Origin of the sequence: Pectobacterium nicotianae (assembly GCF_023272715.1) — a bacterium.
Lineage (GTDB): Bacteria > Pseudomonadota > Gammaproteobacteria > Enterobacterales > Enterobacteriaceae > Pectobacterium > Pectobacterium brasiliense.
Genome location: NZ_CP096821.1, coordinates 56,919 through 77,418, shown reverse-complemented (window position 1 = coordinate 77,418; position 20,500 = coordinate 56,919). Strand labels below are relative to the sequence as shown.

The 20,500-nt window shown below is 50.9% G+C and carries 16 protein-coding genes and 4 pseudogenes; 14 read left to right on the top strand and 6 right to left on the bottom strand.

Features of this window, described 5'->3' with window-relative positions; genetic code table 11:
- Positions 1-13: 13 nt before the first annotated feature.
- Positions 14-925: an O-acetylserine/cysteine exporter gene (locus MYB54_RS00345; protein WP_014917072.1), complete on the bottom strand. Its 912-nt coding sequence runs from the start codon at positions 923-925 to the stop codon at positions 14-16.
- 162 nt (positions 926-1,087) lie between these two features.
- On the bottom strand, positions 1,088-2,296 hold the full coding sequence (locus MYB54_RS00340; RefSeq protein ID WP_014917073.1) for an aldose 1-epimerase family protein: 1,209 nt from the start codon (positions 2,294-2,296) through the stop codon (positions 1,088-1,090).
- A gap of 392 nt (positions 2,297-2,688) precedes the next feature.
- Here MYB54_RS00340 and MYB54_RS00335 point away from each other — a divergent pair, with 392 nt between their 5' ends.
- The 14 genes and pseudogenes from MYB54_RS00335 to MYB54_RS21985 all read left to right on the top strand — a co-directional run.
- Positions 2,689-3,939, top strand: a complete 1,251-nt coding sequence (locus tag MYB54_RS00335) for a valine--pyruvate transaminase (protein WP_014917074.1) — start codon at positions 2,689-2,691, stop codon at positions 3,937-3,939.
- A 538-nt stretch (positions 3,940-4,477) separates the two neighbouring features.
- The gene (locus tag MYB54_RS00330) at positions 4,478-4,996 is read left to right on the top strand and encodes an Hcp family type VI secretion system effector (RefSeq protein WP_012822145.1); all 519 of its coding nucleotides are present in this window, start codon (positions 4,478-4,480) and stop codon (positions 4,994-4,996) included.
- Positions 4,997-5,086: 90 nt separating this feature from the next.
- Positions 5,087-6,946: a type VI secretion system Vgr family protein gene (locus MYB54_RS00325; RefSeq protein ID WP_248721367.1), complete on the top strand. Its 1,860-nt coding sequence runs from the start codon at positions 5,087-5,089 to the stop codon at positions 6,944-6,946.
- A 76-nt stretch (positions 6,947-7,022) separates the two neighbouring features.
- Entirely contained in the window at positions 7,023-7,463 is a 441-nt protein-coding gene (locus MYB54_RS00320) for a DcrB-related protein (RefSeq protein ID WP_014917076.1), read from the top strand.
- Positions 7,464-7,480: 17 nt separating this feature from the next.
- On the top strand, positions 7,481-11,704 hold the full coding sequence (locus MYB54_RS00315; RefSeq protein WP_014917077.1) for an RHS repeat-associated core domain-containing protein: 4,224 nt from the start codon (positions 7,481-7,483) through the stop codon (positions 11,702-11,704).
- Between the two features lie 4 nt (positions 11,705-11,708).
- Entirely contained in the window at positions 11,709-12,176 is a 468-nt protein-coding gene (locus tag MYB54_RS00310; RefSeq protein ID WP_014917078.1) for a hypothetical protein, read from the top strand.
- Positions 12,177-12,307: 131 nt separating this feature from the next.
- Positions 12,308-12,811 (top strand): annotated as a pseudogene (locus tag MYB54_RS00300) (RHS repeat-associated core domain-containing protein); the annotation flags it as partial.
- The gene (locus tag MYB54_RS00295; RefSeq protein WP_014917080.1) at positions 12,802-13,029 is read left to right on the top strand and encodes a hypothetical protein; all 228 of its coding nucleotides are present in this window, start codon (positions 12,802-12,804) and stop codon (positions 13,027-13,029) included. The pseudogene MYB54_RS00300 and the gene MYB54_RS00295, both read left to right, overlap by 10 nt.
- A gap of 54 nt (positions 13,030-13,083) precedes the next feature.
- Positions 13,084-13,977, top strand: a pseudogene (locus MYB54_RS00290) (RHS repeat-associated core domain-containing protein); the annotation flags it as partial.
- Between the two features lie 335 nt (positions 13,978-14,312).
- Positions 14,313-14,597, top strand: coding sequence for a hypothetical protein (locus tag MYB54_RS00285; protein WP_014917082.1), 285 nt, complete (start codon positions 14,313-14,315; stop codon positions 14,595-14,597).
- 148 nt (positions 14,598-14,745) lie between these two features.
- Positions 14,746-14,843, top strand: a pseudogene (locus MYB54_RS21990) (RHS repeat-associated core domain-containing protein); the annotation flags it as partial.
- A gap of 20 nt (positions 14,844-14,863) precedes the next feature.
- Complete coding sequence (locus MYB54_RS00280; RefSeq protein ID WP_043901932.1) at positions 14,864-15,244, top strand: hypothetical protein; 381 nt, start codon at positions 14,864-14,866, stop codon at positions 15,242-15,244.
- The gene (locus MYB54_RS00275; RefSeq protein WP_248721366.1) at positions 15,241-16,230 is read left to right on the top strand and encodes a hypothetical protein; all 990 of its coding nucleotides are present in this window, start codon (positions 15,241-15,243) and stop codon (positions 16,228-16,230) included. The genes MYB54_RS00280 and MYB54_RS00275 overlap by 4 nt, the downstream gene beginning before the upstream one ends.
- Positions 16,231-16,268: 38 nt before the next feature.
- A pseudogene (locus tag MYB54_RS21985) lies at positions 16,269-16,478 on the top strand (RHS repeat-associated core domain-containing protein); the annotation flags it as partial.
- A gap of 60 nt (positions 16,479-16,538) precedes the next feature.
- Here the strand turns inward: MYB54_RS21985 and dppF are convergent.
- Genes dppF through dppB form a run of 4 tightly spaced genes read right to left on the bottom strand, consistent with a single transcriptional unit; the run spans position 16,539 to position 20,475 of the window.
- Positions 16,539-17,549, bottom strand: coding sequence for a dipeptide ABC transporter ATP-binding subunit DppF (gene dppF / locus MYB54_RS00270; protein WP_010281080.1), 1,011 nt, complete (start codon positions 17,547-17,549; stop codon positions 16,539-16,541).
- A complete protein-coding gene (gene dppD, locus MYB54_RS00265; RefSeq protein ID WP_014917083.1) occupies positions 17,546-18,526 on the bottom strand; it encodes a dipeptide ABC transporter ATP-binding protein in 981 nt (326 codons plus the stop codon). The genes dppF and dppD overlap by 4 nt, the downstream gene beginning before the upstream one ends.
- 13 nt (positions 18,527-18,539) lie before the next feature.
- Positions 18,540-19,442: a dipeptide ABC transporter permease DppC gene (gene dppC / locus MYB54_RS00260; protein WP_248721365.1), complete on the bottom strand. Its 903-nt coding sequence runs from the start codon at positions 19,440-19,442 to the stop codon at positions 18,540-18,542.
- Between the two features lie 13 nt (positions 19,443-19,455).
- A complete protein-coding gene (gene dppB / locus MYB54_RS00255) occupies positions 19,456-20,475 on the bottom strand; it encodes a dipeptide ABC transporter permease DppB (protein WP_010281089.1) in 1,020 nt (339 codons plus the stop codon).
- Positions 20,476-20,500: the final 25 nt, after the last annotated feature.

The following is a 20,500-nucleotide window of genomic DNA, read 5'->3' as shown; positions in this document are numbered from 1 at the left end:
CGAGACATAGGGTTTACGACTGCCGCACGGGTAGCCATGAACGTAACCGCGCGCCAAACACATTCACCAGCAGGCCGACCATAATCAGTACTGCGCCCACAACCTGCAATAGTGAAAGAGATTCGCCGAGGAACGCGGCGGCGCTAACCAACCCAACCACCGGCACCAGCAGCGACAGGGGTGCCACACGCCAGGTTTCATAGCGCGCCAGCAGGCTTCCCCAAATCCCGTAGCCGATGATGGTTGCCGCAAATGCCAGATAAACCAGAGATAATATCGTCGGCAGTTGGATGGTCGTTAAACTATGGACAATCGCGTCCCGACCTTCAAACAGCCAGGAGCTGATGAAAAACGGCACGACAGGCACCAGCGCCCCCCACACCACCAGTGACATGATGCGCACGTCGCTGTTTTGGCTCATGATCACTTTATTGGTAATGTTGCCCACCGCCCATGACAGCGCCGCCGCAAGCGTCAGTAGCAGCGTGGTGGTGGTCATTCCGGACGACATTTGCAGCGCTGTACGACCTTCTGCCAGCACCACCATCCCTAGCGCCGCCACCAGAATGCCGACAACGTGATTCCAACGTAGCTTTTCCGACAGCAAAACCGCGCCAACCAGCAGTGTAAAAAAGGCCTGCGCCTGTAACACCAGCGAGGCAATCCCCGCAGGCATGCCCAGCTTGATGGCGAGAAACAGAAAGCCAAACTGGCCAAAGCTGATTGTCATGCCATAGGCGAGCAGCCATTTCAGGGGAATACGTGGGAAAGGAACAAAGAAAATTGCCGGGAGCGCCACCAGCGAAAAACGTAGCCCTGCCAGTAAGAAAGGCGGCATGTCGTTCAGCCCAACCTTGATCACCACGAAGTTCACGCCCCATAGCACGACAACACAAAGCGCAAGCAGCGCATCTTTCAACGACATCCTCATCCCCTGATCAAATACGTAACAAATACCTTCTTCAAGGTACGCGTAAAATGAAAAAACGGATAAGAAAAGATAATTATGGCGTTACGTGACAATGACTCAGCGTAACCATGACGTGAGATGGCCGACCACCAGATTCTGTGGCCGGCATAGATAGCGTTACTCGATGGCGATGGGTTTTTCCGTCAGCGTGGTTTTGTTGTCACCCTGAATGGCTTTCACTTTCTGCTCCGTTTTCTGTACCGCATCGGCGCTACTCAACAGGCTGTATGTCAGCTCAAATGTCGTGCTCTGGCCGGGCTGTAACTTTTTGACCCGCCCTTGTTCGCGTTCAATCGTAACCGGATAGGCGTAGTTAGTACCGGGCTCGATTCCCGTGACGTAGCCCTGTTTTTCCGTATCCGTGTTTTTCCACAGCGTCAGCAGCGGCAGTTGATGGGTGTCAAAGGCAATCGACACGCCCTTATCTCCCGCCTTGTTCACCAGCGCCGCCAGCGTTTTACCCTGTGCATCCGTATATGGCGTGATGTTGAACACCATTTCATCGAAGTCTTTTGTCGGCCCTTTGTAGGTTTGCCAGGTTGCCAGACCTGCTTTGGCATGGTCATTAAACGGAGAAATGTCTTTTACCGGCGCAATGAAACGCGCGCCTTCTTCCAGAATCGGCGTACCGAAATTGCTGTGATAGATAATCTGATAGTCGCGCGCGTAGTCGGCTTTGTTGGTCAACACATCGTGCACGGTAAACGACTCGCTACCGGGGACGTAGCGCAGCTCGGTCCAGGTTTCCAGATTCGACTTCTTGAAGCTGTTTTCCTTCAGCAGGCCTCGCACCGTAATGGTGTGCGGTGCTGTATCGCTGACTTCCACCACCACTTTTGAAGCTGGCGTGTTGCCCGCGCGGCCGTGCAGGGTATAGATCATGCCCTCGCTGACAACCGGGTGCCCCGTCCATTCGAAGCCGCAGCGCACCATCATCTCATTGAAACCTTCCAGCCAGCCCAGTCCGTTACGGCTTTCCAGATTGATGGTATTCGGGTTGACGACCTCATCAACCGGCGAATCCCACCCCAAACGGATGTTTTTTCCCGTCACATGCAGCAAGTTCATCCCTCGCGTCGGGCTGAGGGCAATTTTCAGGCCGTCCTGACTGGTAATTGTGATCACTTTACTGCCTTCCTGACGTCCGCCGTGCAGGACTTTTTGCTCAATGCTGAAATGCTGATTTTTTATCTTCAGGGCATCACTGCCAATTTGCCAGTTTCCCTTCTCCACACTGCTTTCAGCATCTGTCAGCACAAACGTCTGCGCCGATAGTTGCCATGATGTCAGCGCCAGTGTAATGCCTATAGCCAGTAATTTTTTCATGTTAACCATCCCTCTCTGCTGAATTGTTTTAGCTAATGCGAGCTAAAGACTACAAATCAGCGGATGGTCAGAATGTGATAGCTATCACCAGATGGAAAAATTCGGCATTGTCGCGTTATTTATCCGATTAGCATCACTAATTCACCATGAATGACATCTATAATTGCAGAATTATTGAGACATCGATCGGTAAAAGCTGAAACCGTTTCAGCAAAATAAAACCGACTGTCTGAAATCATTTCCACGCTCAGGTTAGAGTCAGCAAGTTATTCTGAATATTAAACACTACGCGGGATAAAAAATTACCAGTCTGTTTTTTGACCACATTGCACCCTATTGGCGCAAGCGCTATGGTTGCCGGTAACCTGTGTAAGACCACTGATAAATAAACTATGAACTTTTCTCTTTTCGGCAAGAAATTCACGCGCCACGCTGGCATCACCCAATTAATGGACGACCTGAACGAAGGGCTGCGTACGCCAGGCGCAATCATGCTGGGCGGCGGCAATCCGGCGCATATTCCGGAGATGGACAGCTACTTCAAACAGCTGTGTCAGGATATGCTGGAACAAGGGAAATTAACGGAAGCACTCTGCAACTACGACGGCCCGCAAGGTAAGGATACGCTGCTTAAGGCGCTGGCCGAGCTGCTGAGTAATGAATTAGGCTGGCAGATTGGACCACAGAATATTGCGCTGACAAATGGCAGCCAGAGTGCGTTTTTCTACTTATTTAACCTGTTTGCTGGTCGCCACAGCGATGGCAGCCTGAAAAAGGTGCTGTTCCCGCTCGCGCCGGAATATATCGGCTATTCGGATTCCGGGCTGGACGACAATATGTTCGTCTCTGTTCGTCCGCAGATCGAACTGCTGCCCGAAGGGCAATTCAAATATCACGTCGATTTCGATCACCTGTCGATTACCGATGAGATCGGGCTGGTGTGCGTATCCCGCCCGACCAATCCAACCGGTAACGTGCTGACCGACGACGAGCTGATGCGTCTGGATATTCTGGCGCAGCAGCACAACATTCCCCTGCTGATTGATAACGCCTACGGCGTGCCTTTCCCTGGCATCATCTTCAGCGATGCCACACCGCTGTGGAACCCGAATATCATCCTGTGCATGAGCCTGTCCAAGCTCGGTCTGCCCGGCTCACGCTGCGGTATCGTGATTGCGGATGAAAAGGTGATTTCAGCAATCGGTAACATGAACGGCATCATTAGCTTGTCTCCCGGCGCAATCGGCCCAGCGCTGGCGCACGAGATGATTCAGCGTGGCGATCTGCTGCGCTTATCTAATGACGTCGTACGCCCGTTCTACCAACAGCGCGTAACGGAAACCATCGCAATTATTCGCCGCTACCTGTCACCCGAGCAGTGCCTGATTCATAAGCCGGAAGGTGCGATCTTCCTGTGGCTGTGGTTCAAGGATCTGCCTATCACGACAGAAATTCTGTACCAACGCCTGAAAAAACGCGGCGTCCTCATGGTGCCGGGTCACTATTTCTTCCCTGGCTTAGATCAGGACTGGCCGCACGCTCACCAGTGCATGCGCATGAACTATGTGCCAGAGCCGGAAAAAATCGAACGCGGTATTGCGATTCTGGCTGAAGAAGTGGAAAAGGCGATGCAGGAAGGCTAACTCACCGCAAGAATAGATGCGTCATTGAACGAAATATGGTTGGGGCAACGCACCGCCCCACTATTTTTACCGACCACTTGCAGCATGCCAAGGTCAGACATTCTCCTCTTTGTTATTTACTCTCCCGTTTCTGTCATCCCGTTCTTACCACCCACAACATCAGATGACTAACGATTAGCTGATTGAATTATTTTCTGCATTTTTAATCGGCAATAACATTGATTATCACCCAATCAATAGCTAATTCATTCCAAAAAGACGGCCATCTCATAGCCCTAACCAAAACTTTCAGCATAACTGCACATTCTGCGCAATTTCTTGCTCACTTTCTGGTTTAAATCACTTTTTGCGCAATGTCTGCAAACGATTCAGGAAGTCTGCGCAACTTCTTGCTCAAATTTTGCTTAGTAAAAATTTGAATTAGGTAAATTTCCTTATAAAACAAATAGATGAAATTTGGCATGTGAATTGCTATGTGAACGGCGAAGTACTAACCCCGTTCAACAACTCATTCCGTTTAACAACAAGGAGCAAGACTATGCCAACTCCATGCTATATCAGCATCGAAGGTAAAACGCAGGGCAACATCACCGCGGGTGCTTTCACTTCTGATTCTGTCGGCAACATCTATGTGGAAGGCCACGAAGACGAAATGCTGGTTCAGGAATTCAAACACATCGTCACCGTACCGACCGACCCACAGTCTGGTCAGCCGTCCGGCCAACGTGTACACAAACCGTTCAAATTCACCGTCGCGCTGAACAAAGCGGTTCCACTGATGTACAACGCCCTGGCTTCCGGCGAAATGCTGCCGACCGTGACCCTGAAATGGTACCGCACGTCGGTTGAAGGTAAGCAAGAGCACTTTTTCTCTACCGTGCTGACCGATGCCACCATCGTTGACGTTAACTGCCAGATGCCACACTGCCAGGATCCGGCGAAGCTGGACTACACCCAGCTGATCGAAGTATCGCTGGCCTACCGCAAAATCGATTGGGAACACACCGTTGCAGGAACCTCTGGTTCCGATGACTGGCGTGCGCCGGTCGAAGCGTAATTCCTATTTAACCCGGGCTTGCCCGGGTTTTCTGCATTGAGCCATGGCCCACGCCATGCCTGAGTGTGGATGACAGCATCAGGAGGACGGATGGCAAACAGTACAGGATTACAGTTCACCGTTAAGGTCGGCGCATTACCTGCATCGACCTTTGCCGTGGTGGATTTTCAGCTCAGCGAGGCGCTTAACCAGCCGTTTGCCCTGTCGCTGAATCTGGCCAGCCCCTTACCGGGGATCGATTTTGGTGCTGTTCTCGACCAGCCCTGTGAACTCCTGGTGTGGTACGAAGGCGAACTCCAAAGACGCGTGAGCGGCATTGTCAGCGCGTTCGCGCAGGGCGACACCGGCTTTCGCCACACGCGCTATCAGGCGGAAGTCCGTCCGGCGCTGTGGCGTTTAGGGCTACGCACTAACGCCCGTATTTTTCAGGCACAGAAACCGGAAGCCATTATTGGCGCGCTGCTCGAAGAATCCGGCATCACCGACTACGCCTTTGCGCTGCGTAACGAGCACGCGGTGCGGGAATACTGCGTGCAGTATCGGGAAAGCGATTTAGCCTTTATTACCCGGCTGGCCGCAGAGGAAGGTCTGTACTTCTTCCATGAATTTGAAGAAGGCAAACATCGGCTGGTTTTTGCCGACGATGCCGGCGCGCTGGCCAAAGGCCCTGAGCTGTTTTTCAACCTTGCCACACAGGGGCTGAGCGAAGGGGCATATGTACGCCGTTTCCGCTATGCCGAGGCGGTGCGAACTGCCGAGGTGGCGCTGAAGGATTACAGCTTCAAAACCCCCGCCTACGGATTGCTGCACAACAAGATGAGTGGTGAGTTGGAGCACCAGCGCGAAAGCTATCAACACTTCGACTACCCCGGTCGTTTTAAACAAGATCCGAGCGGCAAAGCCTTTACTGGCTATCGGCTGGACGCGCTGCGAGCAGGGGCGATGACCGGCTCGGGCGAATCCAATGCCGCCGAACTGATGCCGGGCAGCAGTTTTACCTTAACTGAACACCCCAATCTGGCACTCAATATCGCCTGGCAACTGGTTGCCATTACCCACAGCGGGCAGCAGCCGCAGGCGCTGGAAGAGGAAAGCGGCGGCGAACCGACCACCTACAGCAACAGCTTCGAGGTCGTGAAAGCCAGCACCACCTGGCGCGCCGATCTGCCGTACAAACCGATGGTAGACGGCCCACAAATCGCCACCGTTGTCGGCCCGGCGGGTGAAGAGATTTACTGCGACCAGTACGGCCGGGTGAAACTGCAATTCCCATGGGACCGCTACGGCGCGAGCGATGACCAGAGCTCCTGCTGGGTTCGCGTCAGCCAGGGCTGGGCCGGTGGTCAGTACGGCCTGATCGCTATTCCGCGCATCGGCCATGAAGTCATTGTGAGTTTCCTCGAAGGCGACCCGGATCAGCCCATCGTGACGGGCAGAACCTTCCATGCCACTAATCCATCGCCCTACCCGCTGCCCGCCAACAAAACACGCACCACGCTGCGCACCACAACCCACAAAGGCGCTGGGTTCAACGAGCTGCGCTTTGAGGATCAGGCTGGTCAGGAAGAAGTGTTTATCCATGCTCAGAAAGACATGAACACCGTAGTACTGAATAACCGCAGTACGGGTGTAGGCGTCGACCATGCAGAGAACGTCGGACGAGATCAGATCAGTGTCATAGGCCGCCATCAAATTCTTAACGTCGTCGAGAATCAGGGAACGGAGATTCAGGGTGCCCAGAAAGTCATCATCGGGGCAGGCCGAGAAACCGAGATCACGATGAACGAGAAGCTGACGGTAACGGGAAATATCACCATCACCTCGACCGGCGGCAATATCGAACTGACGACGGGAGCAGGATCGCTGACCATTTATCAGAATGGCAATATCGACATCAAGGGCGTGAAGGTCAACGTGGTTGGCAGTGAACGTATTGATTTAAATAAATAATCAGAGAATGAGTCACCATGCTACAGGTGTGGTGGCTTAGGGCTTACAACCACACCATTACTCGAGACATTTTATCGTGACGACGACATCTTCTTCCCACTGCATCTTCACCGAAGGCCGTATCACGTTGCCCGACAGCTACCGCGATCGCACTGTGAATGCATTTACGCCCAGCCAGGAAGGCGAACCTGCTTTTACGGTTTCACGCGATGTACTGAACGACGGAGAAGTATTGAGCGGCTACATCGATAGACAGTTGGATCTGATGACCCAGCATTTTAAAGGCTGGAAAACACAGGCCCGTGAAGCAATTTGGTTAGGCAATAACATCCTGGAAGGTGAAAGCCTCCAGGCGAGTTATATACGTGATGGTCAACGCATTTGGCAGCAGCAGGCGGTATTCGCATTAGATAGCGTACAGATTCTGGTTTTCACCCTATCGAAAACCGCCGCGCCTTCTGCTGCCGATGAATCTCGATTCAACGCCCTGCTCGGGAGCTTTACGTTTAACCAATAACGATAAGGAATATTGTTATGTTTGAAGCCGCACGCGTTGGCGATGGGATCGGACATTCAGGTGCGTTAGCAGGCATGATTGCGGGCACCATTGTCGGTGGGTTGATTGCCGCAGTCGGTGGCATTGCTGCCGGTGCCTTATTTGTGGCGGGTCTCGCCTCCTCTTGCCTGGGCGTTGGCGTGCTGTTGATTGGCCTCAGTTTTGCTGTGGGTTGGGCGACTGGCGTGCTGGCAGAAAAAGCGCGTGATGGCATTGCCGAGGCGGGTGCCAGCAGCATGTCAAAAGCCGGAACCATTGATACAGGCTCACGCAATGTGTTCATCAACGGTATGAAGGCCGCCCTCGCCACCCTGAGTGTGGCCAGCTGTAGCAAAGATGGGCCTTCCATGCAGGTGGCGCAGGGCTCGGAAACGGTATACATCAACAACCAGCCCGCATCCCGCCTTGGCGATAAAGTGAACTGTAGCGCCACTATCACGGAAGGTTCTTCCAATGTTTTCATCGGTGGGAAAGCCAAATCCACATTACCCATCAAACCGGAAGTTCCTGAGTGGCTCTATAAAGTTTCTGATTTAACGCTGCTTTTCGCCGGACTGATTGGTGGCGTCGGCGGCGCAGCGAGCAAGCTCGGAAAACTGGGTCAGCTTTTACAAAAACTCCCCGGTATCAATAAGATCCAACGCATTGCATGCCGCTTTGGTGTGCTCATGACCGGTGTCGCGGCTGGGGGCATTATCGCCCGTCCGATAGACATCGTGAGCGGCCAAAAATTTCTGTCAGATGAAGATGAGCTGGATTTTATCCTTCCCTCTCGCTTATCCGTTTATTGGCAACGCTACTGGCGTAGCGGTAACCCCAGCGATAGCGTACTGGGAAAAGGATGGAGCCTGTTCTGGGAAACGACGCTAACGCGCTATCAGGACGGTCTGGTTTGGCGCGCGCCGTCAGGCGATCTGATTTCCTTCCCTTTCGTTCCCATCGGCCAGCGCACCTACTGCCCGGCGGAAAAACGCTGGCTGGAGCACCATCAGGATGAGAGCTGGTCGGTTTATGGGCCAGACGGTGAAGTGTGGTATTACACTGCGCTGTCTTCGCAGGGAAAAGCGGTGCTGGCACGCGTTGCCGAGTCATGTGGCAATGACATGCTCCTTTTCTGGAACGATGACGACACGCTTAACGCACTGACGGACAGCGCCGGGCGGCACATCACATGTCGATATCTTGATGGGCGGCTGGAAAGCGTCTGGCTGGATGAATCGACCTGTCTCGTGCACTATACCTACAATACGCAAAAGCAGCTTGTCACCGTCACCGGGCGGGGCGGTAGCGTGCGTCGTCGTTTTACCTGGCAGGATGACGGGCTGATGGCCAGCCATGAAGATGCCAACGGTCTGCTCAGCGAATATCAGTGGCAGGAGATTGCCGATTTACCTCGCGTGGTGGCATACCGGAATAGCGCGGGTGAACAACTCACGCTGGAGTACGACTTTGCTGGCCAGCGGAGAACCGCCCGCCGGGAGGATGGCCTCGTTGCACAGTGGGCGCTTGACGGTGATGACCACGTCGTTCGCTTTATCGATTACGACGGTCGCGAAACCAACCTGAATTATACCGACGGCGAGCTGTGTGAAGTCATCCTTCCCGGCGGAGCAAGTCGCAAGACCATATGGGACAGCTATGGTCGTTTACTCAGTGAAATTGACCCGCTAGGTCGGGAAACACACTACCAGTGGTATCGACTGACGGATAACGTTGCGCTGGTGACGTATGCCGACGGTAGCCAGGAGCGAATGCAGTATGACGACTTCAACCGGTTGGTTGAGGAGGTCGATGCACTGGGGAATTCAACACGTTATCATTATCCCAATACACAGGAGCGTTTACCGGACAGCGTGATCGACGCTCTGGGCGGCACCGTGACACTCGCCTGGAATCACCAGGGGCTGCTGACGGCACGTACTGACTGTTCGGGGCAATGCAGCACCTTTGAGTATGACCATTACGGACAACTGCTGGCTTCTGTCGATGCAGAAGGCCACACTACCCGCCGGGAATGGGATGCCTGCGGGCAACTGACTGGCGTTATCTACCCGGATGGTCGCCGGGAAACGCTACGCTGGAATACCCGAGGTCAGTTACAGACATGGCGTGATGCCCAGAACAGCGAAGTACGCTGGCAGTATAACGTATTGGGCCAGCCCGTCAGTGTGACAGACCGCCTCCGCCGGACAAAACGCTGGCACTATGACACGCGCGGGCTGTTGTTGCGGTTAGAGAATGGCAACGGCGCGGAATACCAATTTGGCTATGATGCCGTCGGCCGACTGGTTAAAGAACGGCGCGTAGATGGCGTCGAGCTAACCTTCTGCTACGACGACGCAGGCCATCTGTGTCAGCGAGCACAACGCGGAAATGCGGCGAATGATGCAGCCATCACGCACATTTATCAGCATGATGCGGCTGGGCAACTGGTGCGTCGAGCACATGCACACGCCGAGTTTCACTACCAGCACAGTGACAGAGGGCGGCTGGTTGCGCTAAAACGCGAGCCTACCGAGGAAGGCCTCGCGCTGGGACTCATCGCCGATGAGGTCAGATTGACCTATGATGCCGCAGGCTATCTGTCGGGAGAGTACGGCAGTGAGGGAGACATTTGCTATACGCGGGACGTACTGGGGAATGTGAGTACCCTGTCTCTGCCGGATGGCGACGCGTTGCACTGGCTGCGCTACGGTTCCGGGCATGTCAGCGCAGTAAAATTCAATCATCAGGTCATCAGCGAGTTTACCCGTGACCGCTTGCACCGGGAAATCACCCGCACTCAGGGACGGCGCGAACAGCGACGGGACTATGACCGTTTAGGCCGCCTGACTTCACAACGCAGCGGGCTTTGGGATGTCGCAGAGCCGGAGCAGCAAATATTATCGCGGGCCCTAAGCTACACCGCATCCGGTGAACTGGCCTCGGTCAATGACAGTCTGCGCGGGGACGTGCAGTACGATTACGATGCAGAAGGCCGTCTGCTGAAGCGCATTGACGTGCACTGGCAGGTGCATCACCGGGCCTACGGCTACGATGCGGCGGACAATATACAGGATGCGGGCCATTCACGTTCAGCCCCGCTTCCGCTGCCGGACAACCGCCTGCTGAACTGGCGTAACCTGTGGAATCAGTATGACAGTCAAGGCAACCTGACGCGGCGGCGTGACGGCGAAACAGAGCAATTTTACAAGTACGATGCTGATAATCGACTGCTGGAAGCACGAGGCCGAGGTCTGCAGGGCGAGTTTGTCGCCTGCTATAACTATGACGCCCTGGGTAGACGCACTCGTAAAACCGTTATTTGGGGCGAAGACGGAAAGCAGGAAGAAACACGTTTCCTGTGGGAAGGCTTCCGATTGTTGCAGGCCAGACACGCTGACCGAACAGAAAGCTATATTTATGACCCGAACGTCTGGTGGTCACCGTTAGCGCGTATCACCCAGCGCCCAGGTGATAACGAAGGCGATATCCGCTGGTTCAACACGGACCTGAACGGCGCACCGCTGGAGATGACCGATGCGGATGGCGCGGTCCGCTGGAGCGGAGACTACGGCAGCTTCGGGGCCCTCAACGGGCAGACGCAGGACAGCGAAGGGTTCCGCAACGGTAAACCGGTGGAATCCCAGCCGTTACGCTACGCCGGACAATACGCGGATGAAGAAACCGGTTTGCACTACAACCTGTTCCGCTACTATGATCCCACTGTAGGCAGGTTTACTACGCAAGATCCGATTGGACTGGCGGGTGGAATTAACCTTTATCAGTATGCACCTAATCCGTTGGGGTGGGTGGATCCGTTGGGATTAAGTTCGTTAATGCTAGATCCAAAGGATATCAACTTCTCACAAACATCTGTTAATAAGAATTTTGATATCCCGAAAGAAGTTGCTGATCAACTTGGACTGTCTAAGCAAAAAATTAATATTGATAAGTACGCTAAGGTTGTTAAAGAAGCTAATCTTCCTGATGGTAGCAATCCTGTTATGGATAATATGAAACCGATTCGAGTTGTTAATGTGAAGGGACAATACGTCGTTAGGGATGGGAATAGCAGGCTATATATAGCTAGAAATGCTAAGGTTGGTAGTATCCCTGTCGAGGTAGTCAAGGATATTGACGAATTAAGAGAGTTTAATTCAAGGCTAAAAAGAAACGGTTTACCTAATAATGGAACCAATAAATTACCATCTTGTAGGTGATAAAATGAAAAATAATATTGTTGTTAAGCCAATAGATATGGTGTGGCAAGATCCTCAATCGTTTTGCATAACAGAGTTTATAAGAGATGAGCTTTTTTATTACTTCAAATGTTGGGATTATCAATCAATGCTTGATGGAGAAATTAAGGATGCCGATTTTTTAGGTTGCTTTAATGTGGAAAACATATTAGCTGTAAAACATATTCGATTTACAAAATCAGAAACTTATCCAATTGATTTTGAAAATAACTTCAAATGTTATTACTATGAAGTAAATGATTCATCATGGCTAAACGATGTGCTTAAAGAAAGAAAAACTAACGATGAAGGTTGGAGAAAATACGATACCAATAATTATAGACACTTTGTATTAGAAAATGCAAAATATTGGATTGAAGTTATTGGCTCTAACTTAATATTCGAAAAGAAAGAAAAAGATAAAAATAGAATGGAACTTTGGGAAGATTTTTAAATTAAAGAAATTTTAATTAATATGGGAATAGAAGTGCGTATGGTTTTTATGTAACCGTGCTATTCTCTGAATATATTTATTATAGGATATTAAAAAATAGGGTTCAGAAAAGTAGTGTATCAAAGCGATAGCACTACAACCTGTTCCGCTACTATGATCCCACTGTAGGCCGATTCACCACGTAAGACCCGATTGGGCTGGCGGGTGGGATTAACCTCTATCAGTATGCGCCGAACCCGTTATCTTGGGTTGATCCGCTGGGGTTGGAGAAAATAGTAAGAGGAATGACTAATGATAATGGCTCGCCTAAAGTTGGTCCTTCTGCAAGAGAATTAGGTGCTAGACCTGGAACAGATATTAAGGTTGACCCTAACGGAAATGTTCATCCGAATAGTGGGGGCGTATCAGTTTCCCCAAATACTGATGGTTTACCTAACCATCGGAAGCCGCCAGAATTCGGTGGAACAGGAAAAGATCCGGTATGGGAACTTGATACATCTGATTTAGGTAAGGATTTAAAACATGTCCCTGATTCGCGTACTCACGGAACGATCCAACCCAGCCGTACGATGAGTATGGATGAATATCAAAGAGCATTAGCCTCGACAAAAGGGAAGTGGAAATTATGCCAATAAAAGAAGAGTTTATTGATATATTATCGAGTGAAATAGTCTTTGGCTCTAATCTTATGAAATTAAGAGAGTTGCTTGTTTCTTTCAAGGTTAGAGGTGTGTCTAAAAATGAAATGCTCTTATATCTTAATGAACTTAGGCTAGTTTCAAATGAAGACGTTGTTTTAGAATTAATGGACTTTGTTGAAGGATATTGTAATCCTCAATTATCTATATATTAAAAATAAAGCATAAAGCCGAGAGTCAGCTAGCAGCAACTTCTCTCGCGGGCGTTACGCTACACGGCTTCCGGCGAACTAGCTTCCGCCAGGGACGGCCTGCGAGGTGACGTGCACTGGCAGGTGCATCACCGGGCCTACGGCTACGATGCGGCGGACAATATATAGGATGCGGGCCACTCACGTTCAGCCACGCTTCCGCTGCCGGACAACCGCCTGCTGAACTGGCGTAACCTGTGGAATCAGTATGACAGTCAAGGCAACCTGACGCGGCGGCGTGACGGCGAAACAGAGCAATTTTACAAGTACGATGCTGATAATCGACTGCTGGAAGCACGGGGCCGGGGTCCGCAGGGCGAGTTTGTCGCCTGCTATAACTATGACGCACTGGGCAGACGCACTCGTAAAACCGTTATTTGGGGCGAAGACGGAAAGCAGGAAGAAACACGTTTCCTGTGGGAAGGCTTCCGATTGTTGCAGGCCAAACACGCTGACCGAACAGAAAGTTATATTTATGACCCGAACGTCTGGTGGTCGCCGTTAGCGCGTATCACCCAGCGCCCGGGTGATAACGAAGGCGATATCCGCTGGTTCAACACGGACCTGAACGGCGCACCGCTGGAAATGACCGATGCGGATGGCGCGGTCCGCTGGAGCGGAGACTACGGCAGCTTCGGGGCCCTCAACGGGCAGACGCAGGACAGCGAAGGGTTCCGCAACGGCAAACCGGTGGAATCCCAGCCGTTACGCTACGCCGGACAATACGCCGATGACGAAACCGGTTTGCACTACAACCTGTTCCGCTACTATGATCCCACCGTCGGACGCTTCACCACGCAGGACCCGATTGGGCTGGCGGGCGGGCTGAATCTTTATCAGTATGCACCGAATCCGCTGGGGTGGGTTGATCCGCTGGGGCTATCTCCTAAAGTATTACCGGATGAAGCTATAGTTTGCCGAGGTGGTGCATGTCTTGCCGATTCGTTTAAGAATGGTAGTGGTGTTATTGTAGATGGCGGTGGTAAGTTGGATGGTGTTTCGGTTAATAGTGCAGCGGGTAAGACATTAGACCAACTAACAGAAGGCATACCTCATAATAAAGTAGGAGTTACAACAGTTGGGGATATTCGGGCTAAAGGAGGAGATGTTGTTTCGTCTCCTACGAGAAATAATCCCAATCATGCCACCTTATCTGGCATTACAGCAGATCAGGCACAGGATTTAATGACGCCAACTCAAAAAAATCCGTCAGCGAAGCCAAAATTGAAAGGTGGGGGAAGTTGCTAATGCAGTACGATAAAATTTTGGATGAAGAATTAAATTTGATAAAAGAGCGTTGTGTTAAAACGACACCGGGACCATGGATTTCTTATGTTGAAGGGAGGGATCATACTAGTGGTTCTAATTTTATTATGACAGGAGAGGGAGAGAATAGAGGTGAAGATCTTGAGCTTATTGGCGCTACGATAGAAGATCAAGATTTCATAGCTCATGCAAAACAGGATATACCTAGATTACTTGATGAAATAGAAAGATTAAAGAAGCTGATACAGGTGGTTGGCGAGAAATAATAGTATGATTTATACACATTATATTAATAGGAAGATAAGAATTGTGTAGATAAACGAATTTATCAAGTTCTGGTTGTGATATATGAACTACGATCCAGTAGTATTATTTATGTATGAACCAAACCATCAGTATGATCCGTGATCGAGTAAATTTCATCACCTTGACCCGATAGGGCTGGCGGGGGATAAATCTTTATCAGTATGCGCCTAATCCGTTGGGGTGGATTGATCAGCTGGGGTTGACTCCAGACGAAGTTATTCGTTACATGGGGAAAGATGAGGCAATATCTTCCGTTGCTGAACGTAATGGCCTAGGGGGACTAGTTCCTAATAATCGTGGAGATAAGGCTGTTTGGGTCAACCATGACAGTAAACCTGGATTCAATCCGGGTAATGAGAAATATAGAGCTGTAATGACAGTGGATAAAAATGGCGTCGATATGCTTAATAAGCATCAAGATATTTCTGCTGTAAATTATAAAGAAACAGGATTAAAAAATGGTGTGCTTTCTAAGCAGAATGAGCCCAAAGCTAGAGGTATTGGGCGAAATGTGATTGATAAATTTAATAATTCGATAAAATCCTTTAGGATTGAGAAAAAGGGTAAGGACGGAAAATGGAAATCGTGCGGAAAGAAAGTCACATGAACATTATTGATGTTTTTTTTTATAAGCTTGAAAACTTCATCAATCCAAGATGTTACAGAAAAGATTTCCTCCCCTATTCTTACAAAGAGGATGAAAGAGATCTTCATTTAATTTCTGTTAAAGGAGTAAATGGCAGACTGTATCCTTTGACAAGATGGTATGATATTTTCCCAAAAGGTAAAGTGGATAAGATAATACATAGCCTAGGCTTTAGTGAAAACGATTGTTATGCTATGAAAATAATGCTTTCCAGATTTGGGTATTTATTTCAAATAGATAACAGACAACGAATAAACAAAGATATTCATATTATTTTCTATGTTTTTCAATTGATTTTTCTAAAGAAAAAAACAAAAAATGAGACAGATATAAATTATTTTTTTAAATTTTTATGCTTTGAGCTTGGTATTGGTGATGATGTATACGATAAGTTTTATGTTCATGATAACAAATTATTTATGAAATCAGAAAATTTAGGTGATATTGATTTTTATGAATATATTATTGAATTTTATGATAGAATTAAAAAAACGGATATCATTGAAAATATAAAATTATTTCAACTTTCCGTCATTGAGTTATTATTTTCCAAAAAACACAAAATAAAAGAAATACCTATTAATGATATTAACAAAGATCTTATTAATCCTGAGTTTTTTTTATTAAGTTATAAAAAATCAAAAAAAATAATATTTGATTCGTTAATTGATTGCTTTAATAAATATCAATCAAGTGAAAATTTATTTATTTCAAACTCTATATTGATGAATTATTCTTACTACATATTAAAAAACAATAAAAGAAAAATAATGTCACTTAAAAAATACGTTGGCGATGATACTATTTTCTCTTCAATAATATCGTCTATAGCATTCAGGGGGATTGCAGTTAATGAAGGTTTTTTCATTAACATGGGGCTTGGTGAATATTTGAATTTACCTGATAGGGAAGAAACTACTCTATATAATCTTATATACTCTATATGATATATTTAAAATATACGATTATATCGCTATGAATTAAGAACGGCTCGGTCCGCTGGAGCGGAGACTACAGCAGCTTCGGCGCCGTCAACGGGCAGACGCAGGACAGCGAAGGGTTCCGCAACGGCAAACCGGTGGAATCCCAGCCGTTACGCTACTATGACCCCATCGTCGGACGCTTCACCACTCAGGATCCGATTGGGCTGGTAGACGGGGAAAATTTGTATGCTTATGCGCCGAATACCAATGGAATAAGCACACAATCAACGCCCCACGCTCTGGCAAAGCGGCGTGGGGGCATCGAAGGCAAACTAGGCTACAGCGGTGCCCTGTTCGTCTTGATCGACGGCGAAGCAAGCGACCTGCTGTTCGCCGTAGGTTTTCAACTGCGGTTGGAACTGTGTACAGGTACTGAAGCAGCGCTGGCAGCGAGCGTTGAACGCGCAGCCCGGCGGTGGGTTCAGCGGGCTGGGCAGTTCACCCGTCAGCTTGATGCGTTCGCGGCGTAAATCCGGGTTCAGGCGCGGCGTCGCGGAAAGTAACGCCTGCGTATACGGGTGGCGCGGGTTGTTGAAAATGGCATCTTTACTGCCCTTCTCCACACAGCGGCCCAAATACATCACCATCACTTCATCAGCGATATGTTCGACCACGGACAGATCGTGCGAGATGAAGACGTAAGACAGCCCCAAGTCCTGCTGCAAATCCATCATCAGGTTCAGCACCTGCGCACGAACCGACACGTCCAGCGCTGAAACGGGTTCATCAGCAATCACCACGTCAGGATCCAGCATCAATCCACGGGCGATAGCGATACGTTGACGCTGACCGCCAGAGAACATATGCGGATAACGGTCGTAATGCTCCGTTTTCAGCCCCACTTTTGCCATCATCGCCAACGCTTTTTCACGACGTTCAGCTTTTGACAGTTCCGTGTTGATCTGGAGTGGTTCCTCCAGGATCTGGCCGACTTTCTTACGCGGGTTAAGCGATCCGTACGGATTCTGGAAAACGATCTGGATCTTCTGCCGACGCAGCTTCTGTGCTTCAGGATCGTGCTTCAGCAGATCCTGTCCCTGATAGTACAGCTCGCCATCAGACGGGGTTTCGATCATCGTCAGCAGGCGACCCAGCGTGGATTTTCCACAACCGGACTCTCCGACCACCGCCAGCGTTTTACCGCGTTCCAGCGTAAAGGAAACGCCGTCCAGCGCTTTCACCATCCGCTCTGGCGCAAAAAAGCCCTTTTTCACCGGATAGTGTTTTTTCAAATCAATCGCATGCAGCAAATACGGCTGCGATGGTGCGTTCAGTTCACTCATAGGGTTGGCCTCCCCGCATCATCCAGCGGTGTATGACATTTCACCTGACGACCAGGAATATCGCGCAGAACAGGTTCTTCCTGACGGCAGCGGTCTTGCGCATAGGGGCAACGCGGGTTTAACAGACAGCCGTTCGGGCGGTCATATTTACCCGGTACCACGCCCGGCAACGATGCCAGTCGGGATTTATCCGCCGCAAACTCCGGTAGCGCACGCAGCAATGCCTGGGTATACGGATGACGGGGCGCGCTGAAAATATCCGCCGCCTTGCCTGATTCCACGACCTGCCCGGCATACATCACGATGATGTGGTGTGCCGCTTCAGCCACCAGCGCCAAATCGTGCGTAATCAGGATCAGCGCCATGTTTTCTCGCTGCTGCAATTCGAGCAGCAGTTCGATGATCTGCGCCTGAATGGTTACATCGAGCGCCGTGGTCGGTTCATCGGCAATCAGCAACTTCGGCCGACAGGCAATCGCCATCGCGATCATCACGCGCTGACTCATCCCGCCGGAAAGCTGGTGCGGATACACGTCAAGACGCGAACCCGGATCGGGAATCCCAACCAGCGTCAGCAGGTCAATCGCACGCTGACGGCGGGTTTTGCGATTACCGCCCTGATGCACCTTGATAGCTTCCATGATCTGGTAGCCCACGGTGTAACACGGGTTCAGGCTGGTCATCGGGTCCTGGAAAATCATCGCGACTTCAGAACCCACCAGATTACGCCGTTCTTTCTCAGAAATTTTTGTTAAATCACGCTGGTTAAATTCCAGCTTGTCGGCCATCACTTTGCCGGGGTAATCAATCAGCCCCATAATCGCCAGCGAGCTGACGGACTTACCGGAGCCGGATTCCCCGACGATACCGACGACCTGACCTTGTTCAACCTGGTAGCTGATACGATCGACCGCACGAAACGGCAGATCCTCATCACCAAAGTGAACCGACAGTTTATCTACATTGAGCAACGCCATCTCTCTACCTCTACTACTGCTTGAGTTTGGGGTCGAGAGCGTCACGCAAACCGTCCCCCATCAGGTTAAACGCCAATACCGTCAGTAAGATTGCCAGACCGGGGAACGTCACCACCCACCAGGCGCTTTGCGCAAACTGCAAAACGTCCGACAGCATGGTGCCCCACTCTGGCGTTGGCGGCTGTGCGCCCATACCGAGGAAACCCAAAGCAGCCATATCGAGAATGGCATTAGAAAAACCGAGAGAAGCCTGCACAATCAACGGTGCCAGACAGTTAGGCAGAATGTTGACGAACATCTGACGCACCGAACTGGCTCCCGCCACGCGTGAAGCCGTGACGTAATCGCGATTAACTTCCACCAGCACCGCCGCGCGGGTCAAACGGACATAGTGCGGCAATGCCACGAAGGTCAGCGCCAGCGAGGCATTCACAATCGAAGGTCCGAAGACGGCCACCAGCACCAGCGCCAGCAGCAGGCTCGGCAGTGCCAGCATGATATCGACGATACGCATGATGAGCGCATCGACCACGCCGCCGTAATATCCGGCCAGCAGGCCGAAGATCACCCCCAGCACCAGCGACAGTGCGACGACCAGACAGCCAACTAGCAGCGACAGACGCGCGCCGTACATCAGACGGGACAGGACATCACGCCCGACGTCGTCCGTTCCCAGAATAAACTGCCAGCTTCCGCCCTCTTGCCAGACCGGCGGACGCAGCAGCGCATCACGGAACTGCTCAGCGGGCGCATGCGGAGCCAACACATTGGCGCCAATGGCGATAATCAGCATCAGCACGACATACACCATGCCAACAACCGCCCCTTTGTTACGTTTAAAATAGTGCCAGAATTCCTGTAGCGGGGTCATCGGCTTCGGTGCGCTATTTACAACAGGTTCAGTGACGTGTGTCATCTTAGCCTTCCCCTTATTTCTTGTGACGGATGCGTGGGTTAACCACGCCGTAGAGCACATCTACCAGCAGGTTCACCAGAATGATCATGGTGGCCACCAGCAGTACGCCGCCCTGCACCACCGGATAGTCACGACGCTGCAACGCATCGATTAACCACCGTCCCAGCCCCGGCCAAGAGAAAATGGTTTCCGTCAGGATCGCCCCGGCCAGCATGGTACCGACCTGTAAACCAATTACCGTTACCACCGGCAGCATCGCATTACGCAACGCGTGCACGACAATCACACGCAGACGGCTCAGCCCTTTGGCGCGAGCGGTACGAATATAATCCTCACCCAGCACTTCCAGCATCGCGGAGCGCGTCATACGCACAATCACCGCCAGTGGAATGGTGCCCAGCACGATGGCAGGCAGGATCATGTGTTCAACCGCGTCGATAAAGTCGCCTTCCTCGCCCCAGAACAGGGTATCGATCAGCATAAAGCCGGTTAGCGGCATGCTGTCATCAAGGAAAATCGTGTCGCTGATGCGTCCCGAAACGGGGGTAAGGTCAAGCTGAACGGAGACCAGCATAATCAGCATCATGCCCCACCAGAAGATAGGCATGGAGTAGCCCGTCAGCGCCAGGCCAACAGAGGTATGATCGAAAATGGAACCGCGTTTGACCGCAGCCAGCACACCAACCGGAATCCCCACTGCGATAGCAAACATCATCGCGCAGATACCCAGTTCCAGCGTCGCTTTGAAGCGAGGCACAAATTCTTCCCACACGGGGATACGACTCTTGAGGGAGATCCCCAGATCGCCCTGCATCACGCCGCCAATATAGTGGAGGTATTGCTGCCAAAGCGGCTTATCCAGCCCCATTTCAGCCAGCAACTGCGCATGACGCTCGGCGGAAATACCCCGTTCCCCCGCCATGATCATCACCGGGTCGCCCGGAATCATGTGCACGAACGCGAAGGTTAATAGGGTGATACCAATAAACGTTGGGATAACTAACCCCAAACGTCGGAGTATGAACTGCAACATATCCCGAACTCTCTATTCATGCCCG

What these genes read in the sequence shown, in the direction of transcription:
- MYB54_RS00335 (WP_014917074.1), top strand. Translation starts at nt 2,689, where the DNA reads ATGAACTTTTCTCTTTTCGGCAAGAAATTCACGCGCCACGCTGGCATC.
- MYB54_RS00325 (WP_248721367.1), top strand. Translation starts at nt 5,087, where the DNA reads ATGGCAAACAGTACAGGATTACAGTTCACCGTTAAGGTCGGCGCATTA.
- MYB54_RS00275 (WP_248721366.1), top strand. Translation starts at nt 15,241, where the DNA reads ATGAACATTATTGATGTTTTTTTTTATAAGCTTGAAAACTTCATCAAT.
- dppB (WP_010281089.1), bottom strand. Translation starts at nt 20,475, where the DNA reads ATGTTGCAGTTCATACTCCGACGTTTGGGGTTAGTTATCCCAACGTTT.
- dppD (WP_014917083.1), bottom strand. Translation starts at nt 18,526, where the DNA reads ATGGCGTTGCTCAATGTAGATAAACTGTCGGTTCACTTTGGTGATGAG.
- MYB54_RS00285 (WP_014917082.1), top strand. Translation starts at nt 14,313, where the DNA reads ATGCAGTACGATAAAATTTTGGATGAAGAATTAAATTTGATAAAAGAG.
- dppC (WP_248721365.1), bottom strand. Translation starts at nt 19,442, where the DNA reads ATGACACACGTCACTGAACCTGTTGTAAATAGCGCACCGAAGCCGATG.
- MYB54_RS00315 (WP_014917077.1), top strand. Translation starts at nt 7,481, where the DNA reads ATGTTTGAAGCCGCACGCGTTGGCGATGGGATCGGACATTCAGGTGCG.
- MYB54_RS00280 (WP_043901932.1), top strand. Translation starts at nt 14,864, where the DNA reads ATGGGGAAAGATGAGGCAATATCTTCCGTTGCTGAACGTAATGGCCTA.
- MYB54_RS00340 (WP_014917073.1), bottom strand. Translation starts at nt 2,296, where the DNA reads ATGAAAAAATTACTGGCTATAGGCATTACACTGGCGCTGACATCATGG.
- MYB54_RS00330 (WP_012822145.1), top strand. Translation starts at nt 4,478, where the DNA reads ATGCCAACTCCATGCTATATCAGCATCGAAGGTAAAACGCAGGGCAAC.
- MYB54_RS00295 (WP_014917080.1), top strand. Translation starts at nt 12,802, where the DNA reads ATGCCAATAAAAGAAGAGTTTATTGATATATTATCGAGTGAAATAGTC.
- MYB54_RS00345 (WP_014917072.1), bottom strand. Translation starts at nt 925, where the DNA reads ATGTCGTTGAAAGATGCGCTGCTTGCGCTTTGTGTTGTCGTGCTATGG.
- MYB54_RS00310 (WP_014917078.1), top strand. Translation starts at nt 11,709, where the DNA reads ATGAAAAATAATATTGTTGTTAAGCCAATAGATATGGTGTGGCAAGAT.
- dppF (WP_010281080.1), bottom strand. Translation starts at nt 17,549, where the DNA reads ATGAGTGAACTGAACGCACCATCGCAGCCGTATTTGCTGCATGCGATT.